11 protein-coding genes are annotated in these 15,499 nt (G+C 34.9%); 2 read left to right on the top strand and 9 right to left on the bottom strand.

Going from position 1 to position 15,499, the window contains the following annotated elements:
• Positions 1 to 374: 374 nt before the first annotated feature.
• A complete protein-coding gene (locus GM3709_RS01695; protein ID WP_066115674.1) occupies positions 375 to 1,103 on the top strand; it encodes a Tic22 family protein in 729 nt (242 codons plus the stop codon).
• A 481-nt stretch (positions 1,104 to 1,584) separates the two neighbouring features.
• Here GM3709_RS01695 and folE read toward each other — a convergent pair whose 3' ends face one another.
• The 4 genes from folE to GM3709_RS20020 all read right to left on the bottom strand — a co-directional run bounded on the left by folE (position 1,585) and on the right by GM3709_RS20020 (position 7,664).
• Positions 1,585 to 2,307, bottom strand: a complete 723-nt coding sequence (gene folE, locus GM3709_RS01690) for a GTP cyclohydrolase I FolE (RefSeq protein WP_066115672.1) — start codon at positions 2,305 to 2,307, stop codon at positions 1,585 to 1,587.
• Positions 2,308 to 2,434: 127 nt separating this feature from the next.
• Positions 2,435 to 3,163, bottom strand: a complete 729-nt coding sequence (locus tag GM3709_RS01685; protein WP_066121663.1) for an SDR family oxidoreductase — start codon at positions 3,161 to 3,163, stop codon at positions 2,435 to 2,437.
• A 192-nt stretch (positions 3,164 to 3,355) separates the two neighbouring features.
• Entirely contained in the window at positions 3,356 to 4,435 is a 1,080-nt protein-coding gene (locus GM3709_RS01680) for a GTP-binding protein (protein ID WP_066115670.1), read from the bottom strand.
• Positions 4,436 to 4,592: 157 nt separating this feature from the next.
• Positions 4,593 to 7,664, bottom strand: a complete 3,072-nt coding sequence (locus tag GM3709_RS20020; protein ID WP_066115667.1) for a calcium-binding protein — start codon at positions 7,662 to 7,664, stop codon at positions 4,593 to 4,595.
• A gap of 611 nt (positions 7,665 to 8,275) precedes the next feature.
• On the opposite strand from GM3709_RS20020, the gene ebsA reads away from it, so the two are divergent.
• Positions 8,276 to 8,653 (top strand): type IV pilus biogenesis protein EbsA, encoded by a 378-nt coding sequence (gene ebsA, locus GM3709_RS01670; RefSeq protein WP_066115665.1) that lies wholly within the window; start codon positions 8,276 to 8,278, stop codon positions 8,651 to 8,653.
• 38 nt (positions 8,654 to 8,691) lie between these two features.
• Here ebsA and GM3709_RS01665 read toward each other — a convergent pair whose 3' ends face one another.
• The 5 genes from GM3709_RS01665 to ppsA form a co-directional block, all read right to left on the bottom strand.
• Positions 8,692 to 9,936, bottom strand: a complete 1,245-nt coding sequence (locus GM3709_RS01665) for a pitrilysin family protein (protein WP_066115663.1) — start codon at positions 9,934 to 9,936, stop codon at positions 8,692 to 8,694.
• A 464-nt stretch (positions 9,937 to 10,400) separates the two neighbouring features.
• Complete coding sequence (locus tag GM3709_RS18885; protein ID WP_082712919.1) at positions 10,401 to 10,796, bottom strand: DUF4276 family protein; 396 nt, start codon at positions 10,794 to 10,796, stop codon at positions 10,401 to 10,403.
• A gap of 84 nt (positions 10,797 to 10,880) precedes the next feature.
• Positions 10,881 to 11,120: a hypothetical protein gene (locus GM3709_RS18880; protein ID WP_071827997.1), complete on the bottom strand. Its 240-nt coding sequence runs from the start codon at positions 11,118 to 11,120 to the stop codon at positions 10,881 to 10,883.
• 19 nt (positions 11,121 to 11,139) lie between these two features.
• Entirely contained in the window at positions 11,140 to 12,351 is a 1,212-nt protein-coding gene (locus tag GM3709_RS01655) for an AAA family ATPase (RefSeq protein WP_066115661.1), read from the bottom strand.
• Between the two features lie 53 nt (positions 12,352 to 12,404).
• The gene (gene ppsA / locus GM3709_RS01650; RefSeq protein WP_066115658.1) at positions 12,405 to 14,915 is read right to left on the bottom strand and encodes a phosphoenolpyruvate synthase; all 2,511 of its coding nucleotides are present in this window, start codon (positions 14,913 to 14,915) and stop codon (positions 12,405 to 12,407) included.
• Positions 14,916 to 15,499: the final 584 nt, after the last annotated feature.

Genomic DNA, 15,499 nt, shown 5'->3' with positions numbered 1-15,499 from the left:
TTATATTTAATTAGCGATTAGCAATTGGCAATTAGTTATCAGCTATTGTGAAGTTAAATTTCTGATCAACATTAGTAATTGATTACTTATTCTTTAATGGAAAAAAAGCTAAAAACTAACAGCTAACAGCTCATCGCTTTAATTAAAAGTATCTAATCTTCCTATATTTTTCTGTTTCTCATTTCCTCTTTAACTTTGTAACCTAAATGTTATTAGATTAAATATACAAAAAACTGCTAACTCTGAAATCAAGTGATATAGTAGTGAAAAGGAAATTGATACTTAATTTACTTTGATTTTTTTTGCCAGAAACTATCCACTTTAAAGAATCGTCATCAAAAAAGGATAAATAAAATCTCTACCTTTAAACCCCTATGAAAAATAAATCTTTATTGACTCAGATAAGAAATGCTAGTTTAATCGGTGCTACTGTTATTAGTTGCTGGTTAACCCAAACTACCAAATTATTAGCATTACCCCAAGACGCAATTGTTCAAAAACTCAGACCCATTCCAGTATTTACGATCGCAGATGGTCAAGGTGCGCCTCTGATTGCCTCTAATGATCAAAATGGTAAAGTTGCTGGAGTTTTTATTAGCAAACAAGATGCCAATAGCTTTGTAGAAAAACTGAAAAAAGATAATCCAGATTTAGGAAAACAAGTCCAAGTTGTACCGGTATCTTTAGGGGAAATTTTTGAATTATCAGAAACCAACGCCAAAGAAAAAGAACCGATTATCTTTGCCTATGTACCCACTAGAGAACAAGTGGAACAAGCGAAAAAATTGAATACAGAATATCAATCTGGAGTTCCTTTATTTGTGGCAAAAGCAGGAGAAGATCAAGGTTACTTAACTATTAAACAAAATGAACAAGAAGTAATCCCATTCTTTTTTGATCAACAACAGGTACAACAATTAGTGGATAATTTCAAAAAGGCACAACCTAATTTAGCCTCTAGTGTAAAAATAGAAGTAGTTATTTTAGAAGGAATATTAGAGGCATTAAAACAAGGAGATGATGAAATGTTAACGAAAATTGTTTTATGGCCTTCTAAAGAATCGATCGAATTCCTACGCGCTAACGCACCTAAAGAAAAATAAAGTCCTATTATGTGAGGAGAGAAAAATAATTTTAAAATTGTGGAGACGTAATTATTCTACGTCTCTTTTCTTTGGTCAAAAAACTTATTCCCTCAATACTAATTAGAACTTTTGTTCTCCTCCGTTCGATGCAAAATGTATGGATAATAGCAAGGCATTAGGTATTAGGTAAATAATTGATCAAAAACTGTTAACAATTGATTTTACTTAGATTAATTTAATTAAATAATTCAATCAAATTTGGTATTTTTAGAACCTAAAACCTAAACCTCAAAGCCCAAAACCTACCTACATCAAGAATTTTTCTCTAACTTAGGTTTGTTCGATGAAAAAATATTGTTCAAAAGATAGAATAGTTATGAACTATTGTTAAGTTAAATTTCTTGTCAACATTAGTAATTGATTACTTATTCTTTAATAGAAAAAAAGCTAAAAGCTAACCACTACCTTCACCTATAAATTTTATATCGAACTCAGATAATTAGAGAAAACTAGGTTTATGACGAATTAAATTCAGAAATTCCTCTCGGGTTTTATTTTCTTCTTGGAATACACCCAACATCGCACTGGTGACTGTCCAAGAACCGGGTTTTTGAACTCCCCGCATAACCATACACATATGAGTTGCTTCCATTACCACCGCAACGCCTTGAGGATCGAGAATAGTTTGTATTGCTTCCGCAATTTGACGAGTAAGACGTTCTTGAACTTGCAATCTTCTTGAGTACATTTCAACAATTCTCGCTAATTTACTCAATCCTACTACTTTCTGGTTAGGAATATAAGCAACGTGCGCCCTTCCCATAAAAGGCAACATATGGTGTTCACAAAGACTGAAAAAGTCAATATCTCTGACTAACACCATTTCGTTATGCCCTTCATCAAAAATAGCACCATTGACTAATTTTTCTAACGATTGGCTATAACCTTGAGTTAAAAACTGCATGGCTTCGGCAACTCTTTTGGGGGTTTTTAATAACCCTTCTCTTTCTGGATCTTCTCCCACTGACTCTAATATAATACGAACAGAATCCATCATCTGTTGTTTATTTTCTTCGTGACTGAGATTGATTTGAGCTACTTGTCCGTTATGAGTATTTCGATCGGGACGGGTGGCCACATTATTATAAACTTCAGTACTAATAGATAAAGAAGCATCGGGAGAAATCTTAGGAGAGTTAGAACCGTTGGAAAATTCTGTCATAGTTAAGTTAGCAAATTAGTTTAATTTTTAGATTTCGGCGGGAGATTTTCGTTACATGAACAAGAAAAGCTCAAGAAATGAACATTAACGCCTCAAGAAATTATGAAACCACGATAAAGTTATCTATCTATAAAGCACCAATACTAGGGGTAATTGTTAATTGTTCAATAACCGCCTCTTGAGGTAGCAATACTGTTTGTAAAATGGCTTGAGCAACGGTTTCGGGTTTTAACATCGCTGTTCGATCGAGTTGTGCTTGTACAGTATTTGTATCCCAAATGGGAGTATCTACTGCCCCCGGAAAAATAGTCGTAACTCGGATGCCATTACTTCTTTCTTCCAAAGCCAAACATTGACCAAAAGTAACAAGGGCAGTTTTACTGACAGAATAAGTTCCCCACTCTGGGAAAAAAGTCTGGGCAGAGATGGAAGCCACATTAACAATTGTACCTTTACCATGTTTTCTCATGGATGGTAAAACCCCCATGACGCACTCAAACACACTGGTTAAATTGAGATCTAAAACTTTTTGCCAATCTGCTAAGGACGTGTCTCTTAACAGGTTTGTATAACCCATCCCCGCATTATTGACTAGAATATCAATATTACCATATTCTTCTGCGATCGACTGTATCTTACTCCTAATTGTGGATACATCACTGAAATCAGCAGAAATTACTTTAACTTGTACCCCATATTCTTGTGCAAGATGAGCTACTTCCGTCAATTTAGCATGAGAACGACCGATTAAACATAAATCAATCCCTGATGATGCAAAGGCGATGGCTGTTGCTTTACCAATCCCACTACTAGCTCCGGTTATGATAGCTCGTGTTTGATTTGGGGAAATTTCCATGATATTATTGCTTTCTGTTTTGAGTTTTTCCACTCTAAAAAAAGTGATTATTAATAGAGTTTCATTCTAATAATGTGAAGTTTTGTAACAAAAATCACCTTCACTATTATAACACGAAAGGAATTAGGAATTAGCTGTTAGCTGTTACCTATTAGGATTTATTTATCGTTTTAAGGATCTTTTCATTACTTCTTAACGGTACAAACATTCTTCAAGTTGTTGTTTAATGCGATCGCCATCAATATTTTGGCCGATAAAAACTAATTTATTTTCTCTTGTTTGTCCTTTTTTCCACTCATCATCTTCAATGGTGAAACGTTTACCGCTTAAATGGAAAATATGGCGATCGGGACTTTCCTGAAACCAAAGAATACCTTTGGCACGAAACACATTAACAGGTAATTCATTATCTAAAAAACTTTGTAATTTACGAATATTAAAAGGCTTATCACTAACAAAGGAAACGGAGGTAAAACCATCATTTTCTAAATGATCCGAATGGTGATGATGAGAGTGATCATGGTGATCATGACCGCAATTATGATCGTGTTCGTGATCTTCTGTACAATGATGATTATGTTCGTGATCATCAGAAGAATCATCCTGATCAAAATATTTATCTGACTCGAATAAACCCACACTTAAGATCAATGGTAACGGCACTTGAGATTTAGTGGTGCGCATAATTCTCGCATCTTGCTTAATATCTCTTAATCTAACCTCTAACAAATCCACATCTGCGGAATCCACTAAATCGGTTTTATTAAGTAAAATAATATCACCGTAAGCAATTTGATTATAAGCCGCATCACTATTGAATAAATCAAGACTAAAATTTTCTGAATCCACTAAGGTTACGATCGAGTCCAACCTTGTCATGTCTCGTAGTTCAGTTCCTAAAAAAGTTAAAGCCACAGGTAAAGGATCGGCTAAACCAGTGGTTTCCACTACTAAATAATCTATTTTCTCATCTCTTTCTAAAACTTTATATACAGCATCCACTAAATCTGTGTTGATGGTACAACAAATACAACCATTACTCAACTCCACCATATCTTCATCACTGGAGATAATTAAATCATTATCAATACCAATCTCTCCAAATTCATTCACCAATACTGCTGTTTTAACACCCTGTTGATTTTGCAAAATATGATTAAGTAAAGTAGTTTTACCACTGCCTAAAAAACCTGTAATGATAGTGACAGGTAAACCTTGCTTCGGCACATCCATTATATTTATTTCTGTATTTACTGATTCTACTTTTGTCATGACCTTAATTTCGCTTTATATTTAGTCTATGAAATTTAATACTAATATTATTTTAAACTATCCTTGATCATCATAATTCAAAAACCCCCTTTACCAGAGTAGATAAAGAGGGCAAATGATTATGATTTATGGGAAACTAATTCTCAAATAATCAAAATTAAACAAAGTTTGCATTAGTTAATGTTCCGGCGAAACCTTCCAGACGAACGATCGCATCTGTAGAAGATGAGTACCCAGCAGTACTATTATTAATAACGAGATAACTACTACCTACGTCGGTAGTCAATGTAAAAGTGGCGGCTTGGAATGCACCAAAACTTATACCGCTTAAACCTGAAGCAATAGCACTAGCAGTTAAACTAGCAACATTAAACGTTCCATTATTGAATCCCCCGAAGGAAGAGACTCGGAAGTCATCATCTGTGTCACTAAAATCGGTGATGATGTCAAAATTACTGAGCAAAGAATCACTTAAAGTTCTGTAATCTAAAACATTACTTCCACCACCACCAGTCAAAGTATCTTTTCCTGCACTACCAATGAGAGTATCATTTCCACTATCACCAGTCAGAGTGTCATTGCCTGTACCACCTACAAGACTATCTGCACCATTATTACCAATTAGAGTATCATTTCCAATACCACCGATAAGAGTATCTCCATCAATACCACCGTCAAGGCTATCATTACCGCTTCCTCCATCAATGAAGTCATTACCATCTAAACCACTAAGAGTATTATCTACCGTACTACCAGTAATATTGTCAACACTATTTGTTCCAGTAACATTGACAAAATTGCGTACAGAAAAGATGGGATTTGGTAGAGTCGCAAAAGGAACTCCTGCAATAGTCAAGTTGTTAGTAGTAGTAGCTAAGTTAACGGTAATACTAACACCACTTGTGGCGGTACTCGCATCGATCGCATTATTTTCTCCTGTCGCGCCGATAATAACTTCCACTCCACTGAGTGTATCTGTGCCTAAAGTCTCTTTAGTAATTGTTCCTGTTGCCCCCAGAGTAACAATTTCCCCCAAAGAGGAGTAATTGGCGGTGTCAGTACCAGTGCCTCCCAAAAGGCTATCATTACCACTACTACCGACAAGAGTGTCATTTCCAGTACCGCCATTAAGGGTATCATCACCATCACCACCATCTAATAAGTTGGTGGAAGAATCACCTGTAATCGTATCATTACCGTCAGTACCAATTACGTTACGGAAATTTCGTACGGCAAAGCTACCCATGAAAGTCATTCCACTATCGGCAACTGTTAAATTATCTGTACTCGTATTACTTAAGTCAACTTCAATGCTCAGACCTGCACTAGCAGTAGAGACATCTATGACATTTGCTCGATTGGTTGCACCGATAATAGTTTCAATTCCCGATAAGGTATCCGTACCAAGAGTGCCTTTTGCTACTACTCCCAAAGGTTGTAAGGTAATGGCTTGAGTTAGTGCAGAGTAATTTGCGGTGTCTGTTCCACTGTCAGTTCCGTCAACACCACCAAAAATAGAATCACTACCGCTACTGCCAATTATTGTATCGTTATCGTCACCACCTTCTAGGATGTCATTACCATTACCACCATTAAGATTATCATTTTCAGCACCTCCTTGGATGCTATCATCACCAACACCTCCATTTAATGTATTAGCGACAGCACTACCAATTATAGTATCGTTGCCACTACCACCAGTTACATTAACAAAGTTTATGACATCGAAGTTAAGATCAGTACCCATACCGTCAAAATCAATGACGGTTAAAGTATCATTACCCAAGTCAACGTTTATGTCTAAACTGCTAGTGGAAACATCAATAAGGTTTGATTGCCCCGTCGTTCCGATGATTGTTTCAACGCCTACTAAAGTATCAGTTCCAAACCCTCCATCTTTAGCTACAACTCCTTGTGGTCTGAGGGTAACACGTTGACCTAAATCAGAATAGTCGGCGGTGTCTGTGGTCATCATATCGTCACCACCAATGAGTCGATCGTTACCACGACTGCCGATAAGAGTGTCGTCACCATCACCACCAACTACACTATCATTCCCCAACCCACCATTTAGAGTATCACTTCCTGCGTCTCCAAGAATAGTATCGTTTCCTGAACCGCCATTAATGGTATCGTCTGCATCTCCACCTTGTAAGTTATTGGCAAGGCTACTTCCTGTAATGGTATCACTGCCATTACTACCAACTACGTTAATGAAGTTAGTTACTCCAAAAGAAACTAAAGGAATAACACCCGATCCAAAATCTACGTTGACAACATCTAGGGTGTTTGTACCTAAATCAACATCAATCGCACCACCACCCAAATCTTCATTAGAAACGTCGATCGTGTTAACAATACCAGTTCCTGTATCACCTATAATATTATCTATTCCTGCTAGAGTATCTGTACCAGAAGCACCACCAGCCCCTTTTACGACTAAACCAGTAGCTTGAAGAGTTATACTTTCATTTAATTGGGAATAGTCAGCAGTATCGGTTCCTTGATCAAAAGTTGTATCATTTCCACCATAGACTAATTTATCTCCTGCAACAAGAACAATAGTGTCATTGCCCATGCCACCTAAAATTGTGTCATCACCGATGCCACTCAGGATTCGATCGTTTCCATCTCCTCCAAGCAATGAATCATTATCAGCACCACCATCGATCGTATCGTTGCCTAAACCGCCGAGAATACTATCGTTTCCAGCACTGCCGTTTAAAACATTGTTACTTAAATTGCCGATAATCGTATCATCATTACTACCACCAGTGACATTAACAAAATTAATGATTTGAAAATTGAGATCACCACCCATACCATCAAAATCAACAACAGTTAGAGTGTCATTTGCCAAATCTACTAATACTGCTGATGTGCTACTAGATGCATCTATAACGTTTGCCCGATTGGTTGCACCAATAATAGTTTCTACACCGACAAGAGTATCTGTACCAAAAGAACCTTTACTTAATAATCCCGTAGCTTGAAGAGTAACGGCAGTACCGATATTTGCATAGTTGATAGTGTCATCTCCACTGCCTCCAATAATACTATCATTTCCACGACTGGCAATAATTGAATCATTATCATCTCCTCCATCTAAAGTATCACCCTGAAGACCACCAAGTAAAGTGTCATCTCCAGCAAGACCATTTATAGTTAAAGGACTCAAAGAAGATCCATTGAGTGAATCGGCTAAACCTGTTCCATTAAGTGTTGTCATCGTATTTTCTCCTAAGAAAGTATAGTAAAATCAGTAATTAAGTGTAAATAAATTCACTTTGCTGTCAATTATTTTATGTTCTTAAATATCATGTTATAATTTCTAATTTACATTTTTCAGATCTTTTAACAATAGTTTTTTAAAAACATAAAAACCCATTGAGAAGTTAATATTTCATGAGTTAATTTTAGAATAGATATTAATTCTTAAATAAAATACATCAATTTTTTTTGATATATGTTTGTTGTTTTTGTATTCTAAATCACTCAAGACTTATATAAGCTATAGGATTAAATAATACTATATAGAATGAATTTTTACTCTATTGTTTTTAAATTTTTACATTTATATAATATTGTTCATAAAATAAAAAGCATTTGAGAAATATGTCGATCTAATAAAACTTAATGATTAGAATATGAGATATAAAATCGATAATAAATTCCAATAATTGACAATATTTATCTATTGTCTGTTGTTTCTTATTTACCCTTATAAAAATCAAATTATCTTGTTAGCAAGTATCCCCTAGAAAATTAATGGAGATTTTTATTAACATTTTAGTTACAATAAGCATTGACTTAAATTAAGGCACATAAAGGGAAAAAAAGATGTCTAGTATTGAAAAATTACAACCTGCCAGTAAAGCCGATACTTTAATGTATCAACCTTACTATGGAAAAGAACAACATGAAATATTGCCCTATGCTTTAAGTTTATATCAACAAGGATTTTTAGAAGGAGAAAGAATCATCGAGGGGAAAAAAAATATTCCTTTTGTCGCTATTTGGTATGTTTCAAGATTACCAGCTGAACCAACTCGGTGTCGGATTCAGTTTGATGGCAGTGCAGATTTGAGTTATGAGGTTAACTTATCTAATTCGGAATTTATCGAATTTCTAATTCTATTAATTAAAAATTTTAAACAATCTCGTCAAACGGATTTTTCGCAAAAGTTTTACCGTAAACTCTTACGTCTTGATGATTAAACTTTGACTACAAATTAGAATATAAAATGTGTTTTTGTTTATTTTCCTACGATCGAAGTGCATAAAGAGCTATCTTTTAAGTAAGTATTAGCTACTCGTTGTATATCTTCAAGGGTGACATTATTAATTTGTTGGGGGAAAATTTCGTCGTATTCAATTCCTAAGCCGAGGGTTTCATACCATCCAAAAATTTGAGCAAATTCGGCGTTTGTTTGTTTTCCTAAAGCATATTGCCCTAAAAGTTTACTCTTAGCTATTTCTAACTCTTTGGCACTTAATTTTTCCTGTCTTAATCTTTGAATTTCGTTGTATAAACCTTCTTTTCCTATTTCAATATTTTGAGAAGCTGTACCCATATACACCACAAATTGAGATTTATCTAGCCTTGTGGGATAAAAAGCTGAGACATCATAAGCTAATCCTCTCTTTTCTCTCAATTCTACAAATAAGCGACTTGATAAGCCATTACCTAAATAGGTGGTTAATAGTTTGAGTATGGGATAATCTGGGTGGGTAATTTCTGGGGATAGGTATCCCATCATGATGATAGATTGTTGGTTTTCCTGTTCAATTTTTCGATCGAGTGCTTGGGGGTACAATGGATAAGGGTTAAGTTTATTCCTATTATGGGATTTTTGCCAATCACCGAAAATATTTTCTACCATCTCGATCGCTTGATCCAAATTAATTTTTCCTGCTAGACTAATAACAAAGTTATCAGGAGTAAAGTGTTTTTGATGACATTCTTTCAAATCAAAAGCAGTTAATTGATTCAAAGTATTTTCCGTACCTAAAACAGAAAAACCATAAGGATGTTGTCCATAAATCATTTCCCTTAACTGACTAAAAGCAAGGTTAAAGGGTTGTTCTTTTTGTGAAAGGATGTTCTGTAAAGTTATTTTTTTTTCTAATTCAATTTCCGTATCAGGAAAAGAGGGATAACGGATAATTTCTCCGGCAAGAGCAAGAATTTCGCTAAAATCTTCGGTAATAGTTTTCATACCTACTAAAAAATAGTCACTAGAAGTATCTGTACCTAATGCTGCACCGATCGATTCTACTTTTTCTGCTATTTCTAAAGAAGATAGATGACGTGTGCCTTTAGACATTACACTAGCTAAAAGATGAAAAATTCCGGCTTGATGGGTTGCTTCCCATAAACTTCCTGCATTACGGCAAAAAATTCGTCCTGCTATTATTTCTGTGGTAGGATTTTCAATAACAATTAATGTTATACCGTTGTTAAGAGTTGTTTTTTGGATATGTTTTTGATTTTGCTTCACCGATTAAATTTTGTTGAAAAAGTTATCAAATATTGTATAAGGATTTTAACTTTAATTAATAAAAGTTTTTATCGGCTGTAAGAGTTTTTCTAATTTTGACTAATTATTAAGCCTTATTTTAAAACAAAAAAAGAATCTCGATCGAGTTTTAGTTAGTATATAATCAACTATATTTCCTCAATCATTGATTAATTTGTAAAGAAGGAAATAAAACTATAAATAACATTATCTCTTTGATAGATATTTTGATCAATTATATTTATTTTAATTAAATATGAAACACTATTTTTATTTTCTTAAAGCTATAATATTTTAATTGCAAGATTTACAAAACTTGTCACTCTCATTCTTATTTAAAGAGATTATAAATTATATTCTTAAGTTTAAATTAAGATAAATTTTTTTGATCAATATTATAAACAAATTATCATATTTTAAGTCTAGTAATGGTAATTTTACACATACTAAGTTTTAATTATTTCTAGTAAACCTTGAACAAAAATTTGAAAACTTTTAGAGCGATTTTCATTTAGATTCATATACCCAGAAATTTCTCTAGCACAGACTAATTTTTGTAATCCACCTTGAAAATAACCGGCTTTATTTAAAATTTTTTCTAATGCTTCCCAAGTTCCCCCTTTGATGTTATCAGGATTTCGATAGGGTTTTTGATTGATCAAATTTTGTGATACCCTTGGATAGGCTTGACGAATAGCATTTATATCACCAAAAAACCATGCCTCTAATTCTTCTACAACAATGCGATTAAGAACTTGAAAATCTTGATTATTTGTTCTTGACGTTTTAGTAATAAAACCAGTTTGTTTCGCAATACCTTCTAATTTTTGTTTTAAGGCCATTTCCAAGAAAGAATTTACCCATCTTCTTTATAATTTCCTCTTTGTGTTTTGGGGGCTAGGGGGATTTAGCAGGTATATTTATTATTAGAAATCACCTAATTTAAGACAATCTTCTCTATCTTCATCAATCATCACAATAATTTTATAATCATTAGGAATCCAAGCCTTATAACCTTTTAAACGATTAGGCAGTTTTTTCAATAAATCTTCTTTCCCTCGAAAATCGTGAATATTAAAGGTTATTTCAGAAGGTAATATCTTTGGTAATAAATTTTGTAACGCTTCTTTTAAAGATGCTTCCTCAACTAAAAACTCTAAATTCACGGTTGTTTACTCCTAAAATTTATCTTCCCTTACCAGAATTTTTCAAAGGATTTCCCACATCAAAATAATCTTCCATCCATAAAGAGCCTAATAATGCACCATGTTCAATAAATTCTTTTACTCCCTTCATATCTGCCGTTCTTTTTGCTTGGGTAAAACCTTTTTCATCTCGGTATAAAACCCATAACTCTTCAGGTTTTAAAGAATCTACAAAGAAAGGAGAATGAGTTGTTACCATTAACTGAGTATTACTAGACGCACTACGACATTCTTCGGCTAATTCAGGCAATAAACGAGGATGTAAATGATTTTCCGGTTCTTCGATACCTATTAATTGAGGTGCTTGAGGATCATACAAGAGAGTTAAATAAGCTAACATTTTTAATGTTCCATCAGAAGCAAATTTTGAGAGTATCGGTTGAACAAAAGGAGCATCTTTGATTTGTAATAAAAGACGATTGTCAGGCATAATTGATGCTTCCACTTTTTCCAGACGAGGAATACGAAGAGAAAGAATTTCCAATATTTTATCTAGTCTTTCTGGATGTTCTTCCTTTAGATATTGAATGACATTGGGTAAATTATCTCCCATGGGAGTTAATCTTTCTTGGGCGCCTGCTTCAGTAGAAGTTTTAGTATTATCAGCACTAATATAAGATAAATACCAACTGGTAATAAATTTCCGTAAAGCACTAACCCTTGGATGTTTAGAGAATTGTCCTAAAGTATTCACCGCTAAAAATTCAGGCGATTCTAACTTTTCTGAAATACGTTCATTTTCAGCATCGGGAGTATCACCACTAACAACTTGTCCTTCCCCTCTTTTAAAGTCTAAAAAGCGAAAAGGTTTACCACTACTTTTTCTTCTCCATTGTAACCATTCTTCAGCTACAAAAGGGCGATTATTTTCTTCTGCGATCGCCAAATGATATGTGATGATTGGTGATTTTCTGGGATGATATTCTTCTCTATATTTAATTTCAATTACAATATACCCTTCACTGCCCCTAGTACGCAATTCACGAAATCGTCCTCGTCTATCCCATGCCGTTCTTAAACTTTCTGTAAAACATTCTGATAAAAAAGCAAAAACATCAAATATGGTAGATTTTCCACTACCATTTGGACCCAAAAATACTGTTAAAGGAGTAATCTCTTTTAATTCAAGGTTATGTAAAGCCCGATAATTTTGGACTTTTAGAGATTCTATTCTAGGAATATTTTGTTGCATCTTCTTGATGAGTGGGTAAGGCTTTATAATTTGACCCTACCCAAATATTATAATTATTTATTTGCGTCTAATCTTTCTTCTAACTTAGCAATATCAAGCAAAGTTTTTAGTAAGGAATCAGGATTTAAACTGATGGAGTCAATACCTAACTCCACTAAGAAACGGGCAAATTCAGGGTAATCGCTGGGCGCTTGTCCACAAATACCGATTTTACGATCGTTGCGTTTCGCTTTTTCAATCACCATGGCTACCATATCTTTAACGGCTTGGTTGCGTTCATCGAAAATGTGTGCTACTAATGAGGAATCTCGATCGAGTCCTAGTGTAAGCTGAGTTAAATCATTTGAACCAATGGAGAAACCGTCAAAAATTTCGGTAAATTGATCTGCAAGGATAACGTTACTAGGAATTTCACACATTACATAGACTTGTAAGCCATTTTCACCCCGTTTTAAACCATGTTTTTCCATCTCTGCTAATACTCGGCGACCTTCGTAGGGAGTACGACAGAAAGGAATCATTGGAATTACGTTAGTTAAGCCCATGTCGTCACGGACACGTTTTAAGGCTTTACATTCTAAACCGTAAGCATCACGGTATTTTTCATCGTAGTAACGAGACGCACCACGCCAACCAATCATGGGGTTTTCTTCTTTCGGTTCAAAGTCTGCACCCCCCAAGAGGTTAGCATACTCATTGGATTTAAAGTCAGACATACGAACCACTACGGGATTGGGATAGAAGGCGGCTGCGATCGTACCTACACCTTGAGCGACTTTATCGACAAAGAAATCGGCTTTATTTTGGTAGCCTAAAGTTAACTCGGCAATCTCTTTCTTGACGGATTCATCGGTTAATTCATCGAATTTCATCAAGGCTAAAGGATGCGCTTTGATATGGTTAGCGATAATGAATTCTAAACGAGCTAAACCAACGCCATCGCAAGGAATGGAGGCTAATTTGAATGCTTCTTCGGGATTACCCACATTCATCAAGATTTTTGTGCGAGTTTTCGGTAAATTATCCAGTTGGGTTTCAATGATGTCGAAGGGTACTAAACCAGAATACACCCGTCCTTCTTCTCCCTCTGAACAAGACACCGTAACATCTTGACCTGTTTTTAAGATACCCGTAGCATTACCACAACCAACGATCGCTGGTATTCCCATTTCACGGGCGATAATTGCGGCATGGCAGGTGCGCCCCCCTTGGTTAGTGACGATCGCACTAGCTTTTTTCATGATAGGCTCCCAATCGGGATCAGTTTTGTTAGTTACCAGTACTTCACCCGCTTTAAACTCACCAATTTGATGGACATTGAGGATAACACGGGCTAAACCTTGACCAATCATTTCACCCACAGCACGACCCGTAATCAATACTTCACTTGTAGCTTTTAGTTTATAGTCTTTGAGGACATTACTAGATTTTTGCGATTGTACGGTCTCTGGACGGGCTTGGACGATGAATAATTGACCCGTTTGACCATCTTTTGCCCATTCTATATCCATCGGGCTATTTTGCCCCCTTTTTTCGCTGTAATGATCTTCGATAATACAAGCCCAACGAGCAAGGGTTAAGGCTTCCTCATCGGTAATAGAATATTGAAGACGCTCAGATTCCGAGACAGGAACGTTCTTAACTTGTTTACCACCACCCAAATCATATACCATTTTGATCTCTTTCGAGCCGAGACGCTTATTTAAAATGGGTTTGAAGCCTTGTTTTAGAGTGGGTTTGAAGACGAAAAATTCATCAGGGTTGACGGCACCTTGTACCACATTTTCCCCTAAACCATAGGCGGAAGTAACGAAGGCGGCATCTTTAAAGCCTGTTTCCGTGTCGATACTAAACATAACTCCAGAAGATGCTAAGTCCGATCGTACCATTTTTTGCACACCCACCGATAAGGCTACCTCAAAATGATCAAAGTTTTTCACAGTACGATATGATATAGCTCGATCGGTAAAAATGGAAGCGAAACATTTATGACAAGATTCGAGAACTTGTTTTACCCCATGAACATTTAAGTAGGTTTCCTGTTGTCCGGCAAAACTAGCATCGGGCAAGTCTTCCGCCGTTGCGGATGATCTGACTGCCACATCTGTATCGTAAGAACAGTTACGCAAACGCATCATTTCTTCTTCGTCTTCTGTAGTACAAAGAGTAGGATCTGCACCGTAGCGTTGACAGAGTTTAAAATAAGCGTCGGAGATTGCTAACTCTAACTCTTTAGGGAAGGGCGTATTTAAAACTAATGCCCTTGCTTGTCGCCCAACTGTTTGTAAATTGGGTAAATCTTCTACATCCAAATTAGCGAAAATTTTGCGGAGTTGATCTTCTAAACCTGCTTTTTTGATAAAGTAACGATAAGCATAAGCAGTAGTAGCGAATCCTGTGGGTACGTTAACACCTTTAGCTGTTAATTGTTGAATCATTTCCCCTAGAGAGGCATTTTTTCCTCCCACCATTGGCACATCTTCGATGCCTACTTCTTCAAACCACAAAACGAATTTTTCCTGTTTGGTAGTAGTACTAATTTTTTCGGGAGCGGTATTTATCATAATGATGAATCTCCTTGACTATAAAATCAAAAAACAGTAAAGAAAGTCAATTATCGGTAAATCTTTTCTTTATGTTATTAATGGCAATTTTTATCTTTAATCTTTGTTCAAAACCTAAGTTTTTTCTAAATAAATATTAAGCAAAGCAAAAGATAAGCCCTAATAATTATTTTAATTTACTTATTGATTATAGTTTATTCTAGCTACTTGTAAAAAGTTTCAAAGTATCTGTAAACTATAAATTATAAGATATAACTATTTTTCTTGTTTCTGATTGTTTTTAAATTTTAAATTATTTATTTCAATCTAATTTTATTAAAGCAGATGTAGTGAAAGGTTTTTGATTTTTGATAGAAAACTTAACTATTCTTTGTAAAGATTAAACTTGAAACATTCAAAAAAATAGATTAAAATTCTATTCTCAAAAACATTCTTGAATAATTTGAGGGATGTCATTGATTTTAGTTAAGACGATAAATGCTATTTCCTCTAATACCATTATGTCTAATGAAACTATTCAGAACTTATAATCAGACACGAAGCTCAAAATATTATTCATAATTTTTTATCAATTTAACTATTCT

The sequence above is a fragment of the Geminocystis sp. NIES-3709 genome, from assembly GCF_001548115.1.
GTDB lineage: Bacteria > Cyanobacteriota > Cyanobacteriia > Cyanobacteriales > Cyanobacteriaceae > Geminocystis.
The sequence above is the reverse complement of the archived record's forward strand: the minus strand, read 5'-3'. Positions and strand labels throughout refer to the sequence as shown.